17 protein-coding genes are annotated in these 17,576 nt (G+C 73.8%); 6 read left to right on the plus strand and 11 right to left on the minus strand.

Annotated features, from left to right (window positions below; translation table 11 throughout):
- Positions 1–55 precede the first annotated feature (55 nt).
- The 3 genes from rplT to infC form a co-directional block, all read right to left on the minus strand.
- Positions 56–439, minus strand: a complete 384-nt coding sequence (rplT, locus tag ACWZEH_RS05545) for a 50S ribosomal protein L20 (protein WP_004933571.1) — start codon at positions 437–439, stop codon at positions 56–58.
- Positions 440–539: 100 nt separating this feature from the next.
- Complete coding sequence (rpmI, locus tag ACWZEH_RS05550; protein ID WP_015661694.1) at positions 540–734, minus strand: 50S ribosomal protein L35; 195 nt, start codon at positions 732–734, stop codon at positions 540–542.
- 120 nt (positions 735–854) lie between these two features.
- Positions 855–1,523 carry a translation initiation factor IF-3 gene (infC, locus tag ACWZEH_RS05555; RefSeq protein ID WP_456199451.1) on the minus strand — a complete coding sequence of 223 codons (669 nt, stop codon included), beginning with the start codon at positions 1,521–1,523 and terminating at the stop codon, positions 855–857.
- 405 nt (positions 1,524–1,928) lie between these two features.
- Between infC and ACWZEH_RS05560 the strand changes: the two genes are divergently transcribed.
- Positions 1,929–2,306: a DUF1844 domain-containing protein gene (locus ACWZEH_RS05560; protein ID WP_456196129.1), complete on the plus strand. Its 378-nt coding sequence runs from the start codon at positions 1,929–1,931 to the stop codon at positions 2,304–2,306.
- A 17-nt stretch (positions 2,307–2,323) separates the two neighbouring features.
- Here the strand turns inward: ACWZEH_RS05560 and ACWZEH_RS05565 are convergent, their stop codons facing one another.
- Positions 2,324–3,055, minus strand: a complete 732-nt coding sequence (locus ACWZEH_RS05565; RefSeq protein ID WP_456196131.1) for an SseB family protein — start codon at positions 3,053–3,055, stop codon at positions 2,324–2,326.
- A gap of 109 nt (positions 3,056–3,164) precedes the next feature.
- Here ACWZEH_RS05565 and ACWZEH_RS05570 point away from each other — a divergent pair, with 109 nt between their 5' ends.
- Positions 3,165–3,950 (plus strand): serine hydrolase, encoded by a 786-nt coding sequence (locus ACWZEH_RS05570; RefSeq protein WP_456196133.1) that lies wholly within the window; start codon positions 3,165–3,167, stop codon positions 3,948–3,950.
- On the opposite strand, the gene mycP is transcribed toward ACWZEH_RS05570, so the two are convergent.
- Both mycP and ACWZEH_RS05580 read right to left on the minus strand, forming a co-directional pair.
- Positions 3,947–5,122, minus strand: coding sequence for a type VII secretion-associated serine protease mycosin (gene mycP, locus ACWZEH_RS05575; RefSeq protein WP_456196135.1), 1,176 nt, complete (start codon positions 5,120–5,122; stop codon positions 3,947–3,949). The genes ACWZEH_RS05570 and mycP overlap by 4 nt on opposite strands.
- Positions 5,119–6,276 (minus strand): hypothetical protein, encoded by a 1,158-nt coding sequence (locus ACWZEH_RS05580; protein WP_456196136.1) that lies wholly within the window; start codon positions 6,274–6,276, stop codon positions 5,119–5,121. Before ACWZEH_RS05580 ends, mycP begins: the two co-directional genes overlap by 4 nt.
- An 808-nt stretch (positions 6,277–7,084) precedes the next feature.
- Between ACWZEH_RS05580 and ACWZEH_RS05585 the strand changes: the two genes are divergently transcribed.
- Positions 7,085–8,287: an amino acid deaminase/aldolase gene (locus tag ACWZEH_RS05585; RefSeq protein WP_456196138.1), complete on the plus strand. Its 1,203-nt coding sequence runs from the start codon at positions 7,085–7,087 to the stop codon at positions 8,285–8,287.
- 233 nt (positions 8,288–8,520) lie between these two features.
- Here the strand turns inward: ACWZEH_RS05585 and ACWZEH_RS05590 are convergent, their stop codons facing one another.
- From ACWZEH_RS05590 to ACWZEH_RS05605, 4 genes are read right to left on the minus strand one after another with little or no spacing between them, the layout of a single operon-like run.
- Positions 8,521–9,435, minus strand: a complete 915-nt coding sequence (locus tag ACWZEH_RS05590; RefSeq protein WP_456199453.1) for a DUF2510 domain-containing protein — start codon at positions 9,433–9,435, stop codon at positions 8,521–8,523.
- A gap of 40 nt (positions 9,436–9,475) precedes the next feature.
- A complete protein-coding gene (locus ACWZEH_RS05595) occupies positions 9,476–10,267 on the minus strand; it encodes a 3-oxoacyl-ACP reductase (protein WP_456196140.1) in 792 nt (263 codons plus the stop codon).
- A complete protein-coding gene (locus ACWZEH_RS05600) occupies positions 10,264–11,748 on the minus strand; it encodes an aldehyde dehydrogenase family protein (RefSeq protein ID WP_456196142.1) in 1,485 nt (494 codons plus the stop codon). Before ACWZEH_RS05600 ends, ACWZEH_RS05595 begins: the two co-directional genes overlap by 4 nt.
- 8 nt (positions 11,749–11,756) lie before the next feature.
- A complete protein-coding gene (locus tag ACWZEH_RS05605; protein WP_456196143.1) occupies positions 11,757–13,130 on the minus strand; it encodes a glutamine synthetase family protein in 1,374 nt (457 codons plus the stop codon).
- A 95-nt stretch (positions 13,131–13,225) separates the two neighbouring features.
- Between ACWZEH_RS05605 and ACWZEH_RS05610 the strand changes: the two genes are divergently transcribed.
- The 3 genes from ACWZEH_RS05610 (at position 13,226) to ACWZEH_RS05620 (ending at position 16,467) form a co-directional block, all read left to right on the plus strand.
- On the plus strand, positions 13,226–13,960 hold the full coding sequence (locus tag ACWZEH_RS05610) for a FadR/GntR family transcriptional regulator (protein ID WP_456196145.1): 735 nt from the start codon (positions 13,226–13,228) through the stop codon (positions 13,958–13,960).
- 390 nt (positions 13,961–14,350) lie between these two features.
- The gene (gene eat, locus ACWZEH_RS05615) at positions 14,351–15,745 is read left to right on the plus strand and encodes an ethanolamine permease (protein ID WP_456199455.1); all 1,395 of its coding nucleotides are present in this window, start codon (positions 14,351–14,353) and stop codon (positions 15,743–15,745) included.
- 32 nt (positions 15,746–15,777) lie between these two features.
- A complete protein-coding gene (locus ACWZEH_RS05620) occupies positions 15,778–16,467 on the plus strand; it encodes a gamma-glutamyl-gamma-aminobutyrate hydrolase family protein (protein ID WP_456196147.1) in 690 nt (229 codons plus the stop codon).
- A 154-nt stretch (positions 16,468–16,621) separates the two neighbouring features.
- Here the strand turns inward: ACWZEH_RS05620 and ACWZEH_RS05625 are convergent, their stop codons facing one another.
- Positions 16,622–17,557 (minus strand): LysR family transcriptional regulator, encoded by a 936-nt coding sequence (locus ACWZEH_RS05625; protein WP_456196149.1) that lies wholly within the window; start codon positions 17,555–17,557, stop codon positions 16,622–16,624.
- Positions 17,558–17,576: the final 19 nt, after the last annotated feature.

Below are 17,576 nucleotides of genomic sequence, written 5' to 3' on the forward strand. Positions count from 1 at the left end.
GCAGGCGCCGCCTGCGGGTCCGTTGGATCACGCCGGTTTCGAGGCCGGCGCGGTGTCACGCGGCCTTGGGCGCGTTCACGTCCGCCGGCAGCGCCTTCTGGGCGACCTCGACGAGCGCGGCGAAGGCGGTGGCGTCGTTGACGGCCAGCTCGGCCAGGATCTTGCGGTCGACCTCGACGTTCGCGGCCTTCAGACCCTGGATGAAGCGGTTGTACGTGATGCCGTTCGCGCGGGCAGCGGCGTTGATGCGCTGGATCCACAGCTGGCGGAAGTCACCCTTGCGCTTCTTGCGGTCGTTGTAGTTGTAGACCAGCGAGTGGGTGACCTGCTCCTTGGCCTTGCGGTACAGGCGCGAACGCTGACCGCGGTAGCCGGAGGCCTGCTCGAGGATCGCCCGGCGCTTCTTGTGGGCGTTGACTGCCCGCTTGACGCGTGCCACTTGTTAACTCCTTGTAGCGGGGCCGCGGTTGATGGTCACGCGGCCCGAAATCGATTGGGTCCCGGTCCTGACGTACGGACGGCGCCGGAGCGCCGGCACGTCACTTGCCGAGAAGCTTCTTGATCTTCTTGGCGTCGCCCGGGGCCATCTCGGCGTTGCCGGTGAGGCGACGCGTCACACGGGACGACTTGTGCTCGAGCAGGTGGCGCTTGCCGGCGCGCTCGCGGAGCACCTTGCCGGAGCCGGTGACCTTGAAGCGCTTGCTGGCACCGCTGTGCGACTTGTTCTTCGGCATGGCGCCGTTATCTCCTCGTCGGTGGCGCTCCGGTGCCCGGTCACGAAAACCGGGCACGGTGGAGCGTCGTACTTGTATCGGTTATGTCCCTGAGGGCCTGCGGCCCCCGAGGTCATGCGGTCACGCGTCCGCGGGAGCCTCGGCCTGGACTTCGGCCGGCGCCTCGGCGTCGTCCGACTCCTCGGCCTCCGCGGCGTTCTGCGAGCGGCCGGGGTTGGCCTTCGCGTCAGCCTTGCGGGCTTCCTGCGCCTGACGGGCCTCGGCCATCGCCTCGGTCTTCTTCTTGTGCGGACCGAGAACCATGATCATGTTCCGGCCGTCCTGCTTCGGGTTCGACTCGATGAACCCGAGGTCCTGGACGTCCTCCGCGAGCCGCTGCAGCAGTCGGTAGCCCAGCTCGGGCCGGGACTGCTCGCGACCACGGAACATGATCGTGATCTTGACCTTGTCGCCCTGCTTGAGGAACCGGACGACGTGACCCTTCTTGGTGTCGTAGTCGTGCGGGTCGATCTTCGGCCGGAGCTTCATCTCCTTGATGACCGTGTGCGCCTGGTTCTTGCGCGCCTCACGGGCCTTCATGGCCGACTCGTACTTGAACTTCCCGTAGTCCATGAGCTTGCACACGGGCGGGCGGGCGTTCGCCGCGACCTCGACCAGGTCCAGGTCGTACTCCTGCGCAAGCTCCAGTGCCTTGGCCAGCGGGACGATGCCCACCTGCTCGCCACTGGGACCGACAAGTCGCACCTCGGGAACGCGAATCCGGTCGTTGATGCGGGGCTCGGCGCTGATGGATCCTCCTAGATAGCACCACGCGACGGCCTGGCGGACAGCCGCGTAACATCTGTATTCGTTAGACCTGACCAAGCCGAAGCAACAAAAATGCCCCGGACGATCACAGGCGGGGCTCCTCGAACTACCGGAGCACCGCCGCGGTCACCGCGGGGCGCACTTTCGGGCGGATCGCCGCTGAGCGGGACCGCCTGACCGGTGACCTGCCATCCGGGGGACGGTCAGGTGGGAGTTCGAAAGCCTCCACTTGTGGGCCGGGCACGCATGCTGTGGGCAGACGGGTCCGACCGGTCGTTACACAAGGTTAGCAGCTTCCGCGAGGGTTCGCTAACCGCCCGCGCCGTGCCCCGGCCGGCGCACCTCCTGCTGTCAAGGGGGCGCACGCCGGGCCCTATCGTGTGGGGCATGAGTGAGACCTCCCCCGCGGACACCCCCACGACCGCCGACACCCCCGACTTCGACACCATGGCCCGAGACATCGCCGAGGTCCCGGCCGTCGAGGTGATCGTGACGGTCGCCGTCAATCTGATGAGCGCCGCGGCCGTGAAGCTCGGTCTGACCGAGGAGGGCGACGAGCACAAGGACCTGGACGAGGCCCGCAAGCTGGTGCACGCGCTGGCCGGTCTGCTGGACGCGTCCGCGACCGAGATCAGCTCCTTCCACGCGGCGCCGCTGCGCGACGGCCTGAAGTCGCTCCAGCTGGCGTTCCGAGAGGCCTCGCTCATCAAGGACGAGCCGGGACAGGGCCCGGGCGAGAAGTACACGGGCGCGATCTACGGCTGAGCGCGGCGGGAGACGGGCTACCCGCGTACGTAGAAGGGCTCGCCCGGTGGCGTCGCCCCGGCCGGCAGTACCGCCAGGTCCAGGCCTCGCACCAGGCGGGCCCTCAGTGTTTCGTCGGCGGCGAGTCGCTGTGCCACGGCGCGGGCGGCCTCGGCGACGGGAGCGGCGGGGTCGAGGACCAGGGCGAGGGTGCCGTCGGCCTGTCCCGGCCCGAGGTGGGCGCGCAGGACGGCGGGTTCCGCGGCGACGACCGCGCGCAGGGCGTCGGTGACCGCGGGGTCGGCCAGCGGGTCGGTGGTCGTACGCCCCTCGGCGAGCGCGAGCAGCAGCGGGCCGGTCAGTTCGAAGGGCACGGGCCCGGCCAGGTCGAGGACGACCGTGTCCGCCTTCTCGTGCGCGGCGGCCTGCAGGGCCTGGTGCAGCGGTACGGCGACCGGGCGGGCCCGGGGGTCCCAGCGGGCGAGCGAGTCGGTGGAGGTGAAGGCGGGCAGCGCGGTGCGGTCGCCGGCCTTCAGCGTGGGGACGGCCATGTCGCTGGTCTTCTCGCGGCGCAGCCCTCGTTCGTCCTCCTCGGTCTCGCCGAGGACGGCCACCACGGGGACCAGCAGCCGGGCGCCCCTGAGCGCGTCGAGGACCGGAGCGACGGCGTTGCCGTCCTCGGCCCAGGCGGCGAGCGCCGCGCTCAGCCGGGGGTCTGCGGAGCCGTCGTCGTCACGGTAGCCGGGGTCGGGAATGTTCTTGTTCGCCACGGTCGTCGACCCTATCGGCCTGGGGCGGCGGGCTCGCACGCGGGCGGACGGCGGGAAGCGGGAGGTGCCGGTGAGGTCGGACGAGTGGGATGCGTGGCCGGCGGCGGCGATGGCTGCGGTGGCTGTGCCGGACGGCGCCGAGGTGTCGGTGGGGGTGCTGGACCCGGCGTCCGGGGCGGGTTTCTGCCATGGCGGCCGGGCGTTCGTCACGGCGAGCGTCGTGAAGGTCGGCATCCTGGTGGCGCTGCTGCTGACGGCGCAGGACGCGGGACGGGCGCTCAGCGGGGAGGAGCGGTCGTACGCCGCGGCGATGATCGAGCGCAGCGACAACGACGCGGCGTCCGCGCTGTGGCGCTCGGTCGGTCGGGCGGGCGGCCTCGACGCCGCGCACACCCGCCTCGGCCTGACCGGCACCGAGGGCGGCGAGGGCCCCCGCTGGGGGCTGACCCGGACCACGGCCTCCGATCAACTCCTTTTGCTCCGCCAGGTGTTCGGAAACCCGGCGGACTCGGCACTGACCGCCGCCTCGCGGGCGTACGTACAGGGGCTGATGGAGCGGGTCGTCCCGGAGCAGGCGTGGGGGGTGCCGGGGGTGGCGGACGCGTTGCCGGCGGGCGGCGCGGCGTGGGCGGTGAAGAACGGCTGGGTACCGCGCGACGCGACCGGGCTGTGGGTCGTGAACAGCGTCGGCCGCGTCACGGTCGAGGGCCGGGACCTCCTGGTGGCCGCGCTGTCCGACGGCAATCCGACCATGGCCCGGGGCGTCACGCTGGTGGAGGCGGCGGCACGGGCGGCGGTATCGGCGTTGCGGCCGCACTCACCGGACCCCGCTCGCCCCACTCGCGAGAATGCCGCCGTTCGCCTCCGCCCCGGTCCGCCGGACAGACGGCCCTAGGCGTCCACGTGGCTCGGCCGGCGGCCGCGCCACAGGACGACCGTGGCGACCAGAAGGACGCCGCCCGCACCGCCCGCGAGGGGGGCGGCCCAGTCGGCGGTGCCGGTGTCGGACTCGGCGGTGTCCGGGCCGGGGCCGAAGTACCGCTCTCCGTAAGCCGCCGACTCCAGGCTCTCGGGCTTCAGGCGGGCGGCGGCCTCCATGGCGGCGGCCGGGTCGACGAAGCCGAAGCCGCGGGAGTCGTCGCGGCCGTCGGCGGGGGCGTTGCGGGCGGTGTCCTCGAGGAGCTTCTTGAGCTGGGCCGGGGTCAGCCCGGGGTGGGCCGCCTTGACCAGGGCGACGGCGCCGGAGACGAACGCGGCGGCGGCGCTGGTGCCCCAGCCCTCGTAGTACTTGCGGTCGGGGTCGGCGATGATCACGTCGACGCCCGGGGCGCTGACCGTGGCGTACCAGCGCCGGGTGGAGAAGGGGGCGCGGGTGCCGTAGCGGTCGACGGCGGTGACGGCGATGACTCCCGGGTAGGCGGCCGGGTAGGAGACGCGGTCGCCCTTCTCGCCGCCGTTCCCGGCGGAGGCGACGACGGCCACACCCTTGCGGAGGGCGTACTGGATGGCCTCGTCCTCTCCGGACTCGGGGTGTGCGGAGGCAGAGTCGTCGCCGAGGGAGAGGTTGATGACGTCGGCGCCGTGGTCGGCGGCCCAGCGGATGCCTTCGGCGAGGGCGTTGCCGCGGGTGCTGCGGGCCTTGGCGCGGGAGGGGTCGCCGTCCTCCAGGATCACCCGGACGGGGAGGATCCTCGCCTCGGGCGCGATGCCCAGAACGCCTTCGCCGTTCCCGACGCCGTGTCCGTGACCGGCGATGATGCCGGCCATGGCGGTGCCGTGCCGGGCCCAGGCGCGGTCGCCTGCCTCCGCGCCGAAGCCGACCAGGTCCTTGCCGGTCAGGACGTTGCCGTCGAGGTCGGGGTGCTCGGCGTCGACCCCGGTGTCCAGGACGGCGACGGTGACACCCGCGCCCTGTGTGGTGCGCCAGGCCTCGTCGGTGTGCAGGGCGTCCAGGCCCCACTGCTGGTCGCGGATGCTGTCGGCGTACGCGGCGGTGGCGGGGAGCAGGGCGAGGCCGGCGGCCAGCAGGACGCTCAGGGCCGCGGCCCGGGCGGTCGCGGGCCTCATGACGGCTGCTCCGTGGCCGTACCGATGTTCTTGCGCAGACCGCGCTCCACCCGGTCGGCGAGGCCCCGCGCCTCGTGGCCGAGGCCTGCCTGGGCGGGGGCGGTGGTGGCGCCGGACTCCATGGCGTCCTCGGCGGGCAGGGGGGTGTCGACGCCACGGCCGTCGGCCCAGCCCGACACGGCGTAGACGACGACCGGGGCGTCGGTGAGGACGGAGATCGCCCAGGCGGCACGCTGTCCGGCGCCGAAGCCGGCGGCCGCGGTGCCCTTCGCCGCGTACGGGCGGGGCATCAGGTCGGTACGGCGGTCCAGTCGCTCCTTGTCGAACCGGCCGGCGAGGGAGGCCGTGGCGGCGGCGTCGGCCTTGGTGAACAGCAGGCCGACGGTGGTGACGTGACTCTGGGTGGCGTCGGTGTAGGTGGCGCGCAGCAGGCGATCGCAGCCGACGGGGGCGAGCAGCTTGCGCAGCAGCGGGTCGAAGGCGCCCTCGCAGCCGCTGTCCGGGGCCACCGCTATCCGGGTCCAGACCCGGTCGGCGTCGCCGGGGCCGGCACCCTTGCCCTGGAGGGTGGGCGGGAACAGTTCGTCGACCGGAACGTTGTGCCACATGCTTCCGGCGACGGCGAAGCCGCTGCTCGCCCCCGTCCCGCCGGAGTCCCCTGCGAGCCGGCTCCCGGCGACGGCACCGCCGATCAGGCCCACGCCGAGGACGAGACAGACCGCGGCGGCCACGACCTGGGAGCGGCCCCGCCGTCCGAGCGGATGCGGCCGGGCGTTCTCGTCGTACCCCTCGGGCCGCGCGAACGTCACGACCGGCCGGCCGGAGCCGGAGGCACCGCCGGGTGCCGTGGGAGCACTCCAGGAGAACGCGGGGCCGGGGGTGCCCGGGCCAGGGTGCGCGGCTGTGGCCCGCCCGGAGCCGTACGGCTCCTCGGCACCCGGGCGCGGAGCCGGGGCCCATGCGCCGTCCTGCTTCGGACGGAGCGGGGGCGCGGTCGGCCGTGCCGGTGCGGATGCCCGTACGGGGACCGGGCGCAGGCGGGTCGTCGTCTCCGACGGGGTCTCGGGACGCGCCTCGGTACGGGGGGTGTCCGTGCGGCCCGCGGCGGGGCGCTGCTGCTGCCGGTCGGGGCCGTGCGTGGGCTGCGGTGGCACGGTCGCCGGGTCGTTCGGCGAGGCTGCCGGGGACGGTCTCCCGCGGCCCACGGCGGGCGGGGTGTCCGGAAACCGGGCGGACGCCCTCGGCGGGGACGGTGCCGCGCCGTGCGCGCCACTACCGGTACCCGCCGGTTCGCCCTGGCCGCTCCGACCGCCGGCGCCGGGCCCCGGGAAGGGGGGCCGGGACGGTGAGGACGCCGGGGAAGGGGGGGCGGGCACGGGCGCACCCCCCGCGCCGCCCTCCGCTCCGCCGGTGTCGGCGGACGGTGCCGCGGCCGGCCGGCGCACGTCGAACGCGCCGGTTCCGCCGGAGGTCCGTCCCTTGGGCTGCGCCGGCGCGGTGCCGTTGGTGCCGTTCGCCGCTCCCCCGGTGGGTGTCGTGCCGGACGTCCCACGCGGCCCGGTGCCGGCGGCCGGCTGCCGTCGGTCCGGCTCGCGGGTGTCGTCGGCCGGCGGGTGGGGCGGGCGCGGGGGCGTGGACGGCGGCGGAGGGGTCGTGGGGCGGGGAGGGTGGGAGGCGCGCCGCGCTTCCGTGCTCATGCACCCCCCGTTCCTCGTGCCCGGACCGTTTCCTCGCCGCGGGCCGGTGTCTGCCGCCGGGCCCGGTACGAAGCCGTCCCGGGCACAGATACCCGCACGGGAGAGGCATCATCCCGGCACGGGTCTCTGCCCGGCGTGGGCCGCCGGACGTGCGCGTCACTCTACGGCGTGACACCGGCCGAACGGGAACCAGTCCGCAGGCCCGCGGCATCTGCCCGGAACGTCCCCCTACCCCTGCGGCAAACCCGTCTGGCAGGCTGCGTCCATGACTGCGCGCGCCTCCGACCGGGCCCGTTACGACCGGGCCACCGCCCACCTCGACGCCCCGCTCGCGATCGTCGATCTGGCCGCCTTCGACGCCAACGCGGACGATCTGCTGCGCCGGGCCGGCGGGAAGCCGGTGCGGGTGGCGAGCAAGTCCGTGCGCTGCCGCGCCCTGCTCGAACGGGTGCTCGCCAGGGACGGCTTCGCGGGCATCATGTCGTTCACCCTCGCCGAGTCCCTGTGGCTGGCCCGCTCCGGTTTCGACGACATCCTGCTCGCCTATCCCTCCGCCGACCGTTCCGGTTACGCCGAGCTGGCCGCCGATCCCAAGCTCGCCGCCGCCGTCACCGTCATGGTCGACGACCCGGCGCAGCTGGACCTGATCGACGCCGCGCGCGCAGGCGGCGGGGAGGTGGTGCGGGTCTGTCTGGAGCTGGACACCTCGCTGAGGCTGCTCGGCGGACGGGTGCGGGTCGGCGCCCTGCGTTCCCCGCTCCACTCCCCCGCGCAGGTCGCCGAGTTGGCCCGTGCGGTGGCCCGGCGCCCCGGGTTCGAGGTCGTGGGGATCATGGCGTACGAGGGTCATGTCGCGGGGGTCGGGGACGCGGTGGCCGGGCAGCCGCTGCGGTCCCGGGCCGTACGGCTGATGCAGGCCACCGCCCGGCGGGAGCTCGCCGCGCGGCGAGCGGCGGTGGTGCGGGCGGTACGGGAGGTCGTGCCAGGTCTGGAGTTCGTCAACGGCGGTGGCACGGGCAGCGTGCAGTACACCGCCGAGGAGGGCGCGGTCACCGAGATCGCGGCGGGTTCGGGGCTGTACGTACCGCGGCTGTTCGACAACTACACGTCGTTCACCGGGCGTCCGGCGGCGCTCTTCGCCCTGCCCGTCGTGCGGCGGCCGGGCGTGGGCGTGGTGACGGTGCTCGGCGGCGGTTATCCGGCCTCCGGCGCGGCCGGCACCGACCGGTTGCCGGTGCCGTATCTGCCCGAGGGGCTGCGCTACGACCCGCAGGAGGGACCCGGCGAGGTCCAGACACCGCTGCTGGGCTCGCCGGCCGACGATCTGCTGATCGGCGACAAGGTGTGGTTCCGGCACGCCAAGGCGGGCGAGCTGTGCGAGCGGTTCGACGCGCTGCTGCTGGTCGAGGGCGACGCGGTGACGGACACCGTACCGACGTACCGTGGCGAGGGCATGACGTTCCTTTAGGGGTCCTTGCACTGTGAGCGCCCGATGAGGTCGTGTGGTCCGGTGCCGGGGGTACCGCCCACGCCTTTCAGGCAGATGGGGAGCATCGCGAGGCGCCACAGGGCCCTCGTGGCGCAGCCACCAGGGCTCTGTGGCAACGCGGCGAGGTGCGGTGCCGGGCCGCGCGACCCGGGCGGGCACAGCGCAAGGACCCCTTGGCCCGCCCCGGCTGGAGGGGCCCGGTCCGCCGCGGGTCAGGGGGTGGGGCCGACGCTGTTGCCCACGCCGCCGCCCGGGTCCGCGTCGCCGACCGCGCGGATGCCCTTGGTGATGCGGTCCATGTCGGCCGGGGGCGGTGCGTCGTCGCCCGCTTCGAACACGTAGCGGACGACGATCGGCGCCCCGGTGCCGACGGTGGAGGGAAAGACCAGCGACTGCACGTACCCTCCGGGGCCCTCGCCGGTCGTCACCCGCCAGCGGACGTGGTACCCGGCGCGGCCCGCCACCGCGACCGGGCCGGACTTCAGGACCGTGTGGTTCTCGATACCGCCGTAGGGACTCTGGTCGAGGGCGTCCTCCTCGAAGGCGTCCTCGGCCGCGTCGGAGACGTCCTCCTTGGCGAGCAGTTCGGGCGAGGTCTCGTCGGTCGCGGTCACCGTGCGGGAGACGACGAGGCCGTGACGGCAGACGCTGCCCTCGCCGGGGCAGTCGTGAGTGCCGGGAGTGGTCATGACGACATCGTCCTGGCTGACGTTCTCCGGCCGGACCCAGCCGTCGAGGAGCGGGAAGGTGATGCCGTTGAGCTGGTCCTCGACGACGTTCGGGTCGTCGGGGGAGGGCTCGGGCGCCGGCTCGGAGGCGGACGGCGCGGGGCCGTCGCCGTCCGGTGAGGGGGCGGACGGCACGGTGGAGGGGCCGGTCCTGGTCTCCGGGTCGTCGTCACCGCCGCCCAGCAGCACCGCGCCGGTGACGATCGCGGCGACGAGCACGGCCGCCGCCGTGACGAGGGCGATCGCCCGGGTGCGGCCGCCGGGGGCCCCGGGCGACGGTGGCACCGACCCGCCGGGGGCCCCGGGGGTGCGCCGGTGTTCGGTCCAGGCCGTGCCGTCCCACCAGCGTTCCAGGCGCGGGGCGTGCGGGTCGGGGTACCAGCCGGGTGCGGGCGTCATGCTCATCCGGGCACTTTAGGGCCTGTGCTGCGGACGGACCCTAGAGCGGTGTGACGTACGCCCCCGAGATGCCGCCGTCGACGAGGAAGTCGGTGGCGTTGACGAAGGAGGAGTCGTCGCTGGCCAGGAAGGCCACGGCGGCGGCGATCTCCTCGGCCTCGGCGAACCGGCCGAGCGGGATGTGCACGAGCCGGCGGGCGGCGCGCTCCGGGTCCTTGGCGAACAGTTCCCGCAGCAGCGGGGTGTCGACCGGGCCGGGGCAGAGCGCGTTGACACGGATGCCCTCGCGGGCGAACTGCACCCCCAGTTCGCGGGACATGGCGAGGACGCCGCCCTTGGACGCGGTGTAGGAGATCTGGCTGGTCGCCGCGCCCATCCGGGCCACGAAGGACGCGGTGTTGATGATGGAGCCCTTGCCCTGGCGGCGCATGTAGGGGATCGCGGCCTTGCAGCACAGGTAGACGGAGGTGAGGTTGACCTCCTGGACGCGTTTCCAGGCGTCGAGTCCGGTCTCCAGGATGGAGTCGTCGTCGGGCGGGGAGATGCCGGCGTTGTTGAAGGCGACGTCGACGCTGCCGTAGGTGTCGTGGGCGGCCGCGAAGAGGGCCTCGACCTGCTCGGGGTCGGTGACGTCGACGTGTACGAAGATGCCGCCGGTCTCCTCGGCGGTCGCCCTGCCGCGCACCTCGTCCACGTCGCCGCAGACGACATGGGCGCCCTCGGAGGCGAGCCGGTGGGCGGTGGCCAGGCCGATGCCGCTGCCCGCTCCGGTGACGACGGCGGTGCGGCCGACCAGGCGGCGGCAGATGATGTCCTCGGTCGCTTCGCTCACTGCGCGGGGCCCTCCGTGCCTTCGGTGTTCTCGGTGCTCTCGGTGCTCTCGGTGCTTGATGTGCTCACGCTGCTCGCCGTGCCTTCGGTGCTGATGAAGACGTTCTTGGTCCCGGTGAAGGCGGCCAGGGCGTCGGGGCCGAGTTCACGGCCGAGGCCGGACTGCTTGAACCCCCCGAAAGGCGTCGAGTAGCGGACGCTGGAGTGGGAGTTGACGGACAGGTTCCCGGCGCGGACGGCACCCGAGACCCGCAGGGCGCGGCCGAGGTCCCTGGTCCAGACCGAGCCGGACAGGCCGTACTCGGTGGCGTCGGCCAGGCGGATCGCGTCGGCCTCGTCCTCGAAGGGCAGCACGACGGCGACGGGCCCGAAGACCTCCTCGACGGCCACGCGCGCGTGCGGGTCGACGCCGGTGAGGACGGTGGGCGGGAACCAGAAGCCCGGGCCGCCCTCGGGGGCCTTGCCGCGGATTTTGTCGGCGTCGTCGGGGACGTAGGAGCGGACGCGGTCCAGCTGGGTCCGGGAGATCAGCGGGCCCATGTCGGTCCGCTCGTCGGCCGGGTCACCGACGACGACGGACTCGATCGCTGGGGCGAGAAGGCCGAGGAAGCGGTCGTACGCCGAGCGCTGGACGAGGATGCGGGTACGGGCGCAGCAGTCCTGGCCGGCGTTGTCCAGGAAGGACATGGGGGCGGCGGCCGCGGCGGCTTCGAGATCGGCGTCGGCGAAGACGATGTTGGGGCTCTTGCCGCCGAGTTCGAGGGTGACCGGCTTGAGCAGTGCCGCGCCCTTGGCCGCCACCCGCCGGCCCACGGCCGTCGAGCCGGTGAACACGATCTTGGCGATGCCGGGGTGCCCGACGATCGCGTCGCCGGCGACCGGCCCGTGGCCGGGCAGCACCTGGAACAGCCCTTCGGGCAGACCTGCCTCCAGACCGAGCCGGGCCAGACGCAACGCGGTGAGCGGGGTCGCCTCGGCGGGCTTGAGGAGGACCGCGTTGCCCGCCGCGAGGGCCGGTGCCGTGCCCCAGGCCGCGATCGGCATCGGGAAGTTCCAGGGCGCGATGACGCCGACGACGCCGAGTGGTTCGAGGAACGTGACGTCCAGGCCGCCGGGGACCGGGATCTGCCGGCCGGTGAGCCGCTCCACTCCCCCGGCGGCGTAGTCGAGCAGGTCCCGGACGTTTCCGGCCTCCCAGCGGGCGTTGCCGAGGGTGTGCCCGGCCTCCCGGACCTCGAGACGGGCCAGTTCCTCCAGGTGCTCGTCGACGGTGGCGGCGAAGCGGCGCAGCAGCCGGGCGCGGTCGCCGGGGCCCAGGGCGGCCCAGGTCGTCTGCGCCCGCGCGGCCGCTGTGACGGCGGCGTCGACGTCGGCCGCGGAGGCGGCGCGAACGGTGGCGACGGTCTCTTCGGTGGCGGGGTTCTGTACGTGCAGCTCGTCGGGCAGCGGCACGTCGTCGGGCAGTGCGTCGGGCAGCGGCAACGGGGGCCTCACATGCGTTCGAAGGAGCGGCGCAGCTCCCAGTCGGTGACCGCGGCGTCGTAGGCGTCCACCTCGACGCGCGCCATGTTGCGGTAGTGCGCGACGACCTCGTCGCCGAAGGCCGCCTTCGCGATGGTGCTGTTCTCCCACAGTTCGGCGGCTTCCCGCAGGGTCGTCGGGACGTGCTCGAAGCCGGCGGCGTAGGCGTTGCCCCGGCAGGGCTCGGGCAGTTCGAGACCGTGTTCGACGCCGTACAGCCCGGCCGCGACCATGCCCGCCACGGCGAGATGCGGGTTGACGTCACCGCCGGGCAGCCGGTTCTCGAAGCGCAGGGAGCGGCCGTGGCCGACGACCCGCAGGGCACAGGTGCGGTTGTCGTACCCCCAGGCGACGGCGGTCGGCGCGAACGAGCCCGGCTGGAAACGCTTGTAGGAGTTGATGTGCGGGGCATGGAGCAGGGAGAACTCGCGGAGCGCGACGAGCTGTCCGGCGAGGAAGTGCCGCATGACGTCCGACATGGAGTCGGGGTCCTGGGCCGAACCCGGCATGGCGCTGGTGGTGCCGTCGAGGCCGGCGAGGGAGAGGTGGATGTGGCAGGAGTTGCCCTCGCGTTCGTTGTACTTGGCCATGAAGGTGATCGACACGCCCTCCTGGGCGGCGATCTCCTTGGCGCCGGTCTTGTAGACGGCGTGCTGGTCGCAGGTGACCAGGGCCTCGTCGTAGCGGAAGGCGATTTCGTGCTGACCGGGGTTGCACTCGCCCTTGGCGGACTCGACGGTGAGGCCGGCGGCGGCCATCTCGTTGCGGATGCGGCGCAGCAGGGGTTCGATCCGGCCGGTGCCGAGCACCGAGTAGTCGACGTTGTACTGGTTGGCCGGGGTGAGCCCGCGGTAGCCGGCGTCCCAGGCCTGCTCGTAGGTGTCCCGGAAGACGATGAACTCCAGTTCGGTGCCGACCTGGGCGGTGTATCCGAGTGCGGCCAGGCGCTCCAGCTGGCGGCGCAGTATCTGACGGGGGGCGGCGACGACCGGGGAGCCGTCGGCCCAGGCCAGGTCGGCGACGACCAGGGCGGTGCCCTCGTTCCACGGCACGCGGCGGAGCGTGTCGAGGTCGGGGAACATGGCGAAGTCGCCGTAGCCGCGCTCCCAGGAGGACATGGCGTAACCGTCGACGGTGTTCATGTCGGCGTCGACGGCCAGCAGGTAGTTGCAGCCCTCGGTGCCGTGCCGGAGCACCTCGTCGAGGAAGAAGCGCGCGGCGAACCGCTTGCCCTGGAGCCGCCCCTGCATGTCGGGGAAGGCCAGGACGACCGTGTCGATCTCACCGCCCGCGACGAGGGCGTGCAGCTCCTCGACACCGAGCGGGGGCGTGGGGTCTGCCACGGGAGAGCCTCCTCGGGCTTCTTCGGGCTTCTTCGGTCGGCCGGGAGTCATAAGGTATTGCGGAGAACCATTGCTTGGGAAGGGGGGACGGCCGCATGTCGGAGGAAGGGGACGGCGCGCTCGGTGACGGTCTCGGGCCGGTGCTGCGGCCGGTGCGCGCGGGCAACGGCTTCGAGGAGGCGCTGGAGCAGATCCTGCAGGTGGTGCGGCTGGGCCTGGTGCCGGGCGGGGAGCGGCTGCCGGCCGAGCGGGAGCTGGCGGGGCGGCTGGGGATCAGCCGGGGGACGCTGCGCGAGGTGCTGAAGGTGCTCCAGGACCAGGGCCTCGTGGAGTCCCGGCGCGGCAGGTACGGCGGCACGTTCGTGCTGCCCCGGCCGACGGATGCGGGCGGGACCGAGCTGCGGCGGCGGATCGCCGGGGTCGACATCGAGGACGTACTGCGGTTCCGGGAGGTGCTGGAGGTGGGCGCGGCGGGTCTGTGCGCCGACCACGGCCTGTCGGACGCGCGGGCGGCGCGGCTCCGTGGGGCGCTGACGGGCACGCGGGACGCCCCGCCGGCCGGGTACCGCCGCCTGGACACGCTGTTCCATCTCACGCTGGCGGAGCTGTCCGGCTCGCCGACGCTGACCGCGCAGTACGCGGCCGTACGGGCGACGGTGAACGACCTGCTGGACTGCATCCCCCTGCTGGTGCGCAATCTGGAGCACTCGCAGCGGCAGCACACCACGCTGGTCGAGGCGGTGCTGGACGGGGACGCGGACGGGGCACGGGAGATCGCGCGCGAGCACTGCGCGGGGACCGCCGCGCTGCTGCGGGGTTTCCTGGCGTGACACCCGGGTGACGGGGCGGTGTACCGGCGGCCCGGGCGCGGGACGCGCCACGCGGGCCGGCGCGGGGCTTCGGTGCGGGTGCGGCGGGTGCGGAGGATTCGGGCGGGCTCCGGCGGGGGCCTCGGACGCGAGGAACCGGTGCGGGGCTTCGTACACGGTTCCGGTGCGAGGGTCTTGCGTCCCGCCGTCCGCGCCGGGAAGGTATGGGCCCACAAAGGTCTGGGTCCGATCCATTGCCCGCTTCCTCGCCACCGCCCCCTGGGGAGTCGCCCCGTGAGCCTTCCGCCACCACCGTCCTCTCCCTCACCGTCGTCCTCGCCGTCGTCCTCCTGTGCCTCTCCGCCCACCGGGGGCGCGGACCACGGCACCGGCGGTGTCCCGGACGACTATCTGGACCGCAGGAAGCTGCGCCGCGGCAGCGCCGGCTGGCTGCTGCTGACCGGTCTCGGCGTCGCGTACGTCGTGTCCGGCGACTACTCGGGCTGGAACTTCGGGCTGGCCGAAGGCGGCTTCGGCGGCCTGGCGATCGCCATGGTGCTCATGGGCGCCATGTACATCTGCATGGTCTTCGCGCTCGCCGAGCTGTCCTCGATCCTGCCCACCGCCGGCGGTGGCTACGGCTTCGCCCGCCGGGCGCTCGGCCCCTGGGGCGGTTTCCTCACCGGCACCGCCATCCTGATCGAGTACGTCCTCGCCCCCGCCGCGATCTCCATCTTCATCGGTGACTACGTCGAGTCGCTGGGCCTGTTCGGTCTCGAGTCCGGCTGGCCGGTCCACCTCGCCTGCTTCGTGATCTTCATCGGCATCCACCTGTGGGGCGTGGGCGAGGCGCTGCGGTTCAGTTTCGTCGTCACCGGGATCGCCGTGGCCGCCCTGATCGTCTTCGCGCTGGGCGCGCTGCCCTCGTTCGACGCGTCCTCGCTCGACGACATCCCGGTGGACGCGACGGCCTTCGGCGCGAACTCCTGGCTGCCGATGGGTCTGCTCGGCATCTGGGCGGCGTTCCCGTTCGGCATGTGGTTCTTCCTGGGCGTCGAGGGCGTACCGCTCGCCGCCGAGGAGACCAGGAACCCCGCCAGGACTCTGCCGAAGGCGATCCGCTGGTCCATGGGCATCCTCGTGGTCCTGGCGGTGGTCACCTTCTTCGCCGCGGCCGGGGCGCGCGGCTCGGCCGCCGTGCAGGACGCGGGCAACCCGCTGGTGGAGGCGCTCCAGCCGGACGGCGAGGCGACCGTGCTCAGCCGGATCGTGAACTACGCGGGGCTCGCCGGCCTGGTGGCGTCGTTCTTCTCGCTGATCTACGCCGGGTCCCGCCAGCTGTTCGCGCTGTCCCGTGCGGGCTATCTGCCGAAGTTCCTGTCCCTCACCAGCCGCCGCAAGGCCCCGTACCTCGGGCTGCTGGTGCCCGGCGCGATCGGCTTCGCGCTGGCCGCCGGCACGGGCGACGGCGCGCGCATGCTGAACGTCGCCGTCTTCGGCGCGACCATCTCGTACGCGCTGATGTCCCTGTCGCACATCGTGCTGCGCCGCCGCGAACCAGAGCTGCCGCGGCCGTACCGTACGCCGGGCGGGGTGCTGACCTCGTCGGTCGCGCTGGTGCTCGCCTGCGCGGCGCTGGTGGCGACCTTCCTGGTGGATGTGACGGCGGCGTTCATCGCGCTGGCGGTGTACATCGTGGCCGTGGCGTACTTCGGCCTGTACAGCCGCAGGCATCTGGTGGCGAAGGCGCCGGAGGAGGAGTTCGCGGCGCTGGCGGCGGCCGAGGCGGAGTTGTCCCGGGACTGACCGGACCGGCGTCGAAGACGGAGGAACAGAGCATGACGGCCAGGCCGCTGATCGGCATCAGCACGTACGAGGAGTCCGGGGTCCGGTGGGGCGTGTGGCGGATGGACGCCGCGCTGCTGCCCATCGGGTATCCGCGGCTCGTGCAGCGGGCCGGCGGGCTGGCCGCGATGCTCCCGCCGGACTCGCCCGAGCAGGCCGCGGCGACGGTGGCCCGGCTCGACGGGCTGGTCGTCGCCGGCGGGGCCGACGTGGAGCCGGCCCGCTACGGCGCCGAGCCCGACCCGCGCACCGGGCCGCCCGACCGTGCCCGGGACACCTGGGAACTCGCTCTGATCCGGGCGGCGCTGGACCGCCACGTTCCGCTGCTCGGGATCTGCCGGGGCCTGCAGTTGCTGAACGTGGCACTGGGCGGCACCCTCGTCCAGCACCTCGACGGCCACCGGGGGGCGCCGGGGGTCTTCGGCCGGCACCCGGTCAAGCCGGTGCCGGGCACGCGGTACGCCGACGCCGTCCCGGAGGAGACGTCCGTACCGACCTTCCACCACCAGGCGGTGGACCGCCTCGGCGAGGGCCTGATCCCGTCGGCGTACGCGGCGGACGGGACCGTGGAGGCGGCCGAACTCCCGACGGGCGCATGGGTCCTGGGCGTGCAGTGGCATCCCGAGATGGACGAGGACCCGCGGGTGGTACGCCATCTGGTCCGGGCGGCCGCCCCACCGTGACCCACGGGGCCGCCCCACCGTGACCCACGGGGCCGCCCCACCGTGACCCACGGGGCCGCCCCACCGTGACCCACGGGGCCGCCCCACCGTGACCCACGGGGCCGCCCCACCGTGACCCGACCGCGCGGCACCCGGTGCCCGGCGCGCCGGGTGCTCAGCCCCGGGTCAGGGCCAGCAGGTCACGGGCCGGGCCCGTGGGGCGGTGGCCGGTGGGCCAGACCGCGCGCAGGTCGCGGGCCAGGGCGATGCCGTCCACGGGGACACGGATGAGACGGCGCATCGCCAGCTCCTCCCCCACGGCCAGTTCGCTGAGGACGGCCGGGCCCGCGCCGCTCACCGCGGCGGCCTTCACCGCGGTCGTGGAGGACAGTTCGATCAGCGGGCGGGCCAGGCCGCCCAGTGCGGTGTCCAGGACCTGCCGGGTGCCGGAGCCCTTCTCGCGCAGGATGAGCGGGGTGGTCGCCAGCTCCTCGGCGGCGAGCGGGCGACGGCGGCGGGCCCAGGCGTGGGACGGCGCCGTCACCACGATCAGCCGGTCGTGGGCGATCACCACGGAGTCCAGGCCCGTCGGCACGGTCAGCCCTTCGACGAAGCCCACGTCCGCCTCGTCCGTGAGCAGCCGCTCCGCGACCGTCGCGGAGTTCCCCGCCAGCAGGGAGACCGCCGTGTCCGGCCGCTGCGCGCGCAGCGCGAGCAGCCAGCCCGGCAGCAGGTACTCGGCGATCGTCATGCTCGCCGCCACCCGCAGCCGTGAGTCCCGGCGGTCCCGCAGTGCCTGCGCGCCGGCGTCGAAGGCCTCCGCGGCCTCCACGATCCGCCGTGCCCAGTCGGTGACGAGCGCTCCGGCGTCGGTCAGGCGCGATCCGCGCGGTGAGCGGTCCACCAGCGCCACGCCGAGCTGCCGCTCCATGGACCGGATCCGGCTGCTGGCGGCGGGCTGGGTGATGCCCAGCTCGCGCGCCGCGCCGCCCAGGCTCCCGACCCGCGCCACCGCAAGCAGCAGCTCCAGCGCTCCGAGGTCCGGCACCCGGTGGGCCAGGAATCCCGTGGTCACAGGCCGCTGTCCCGCGTGGCCGTCCGTCGTACTCATCACGCCAGCCTATGCCGCG

The organism is Streptomyces yamdrokensis, assembly GCF_053890455.1.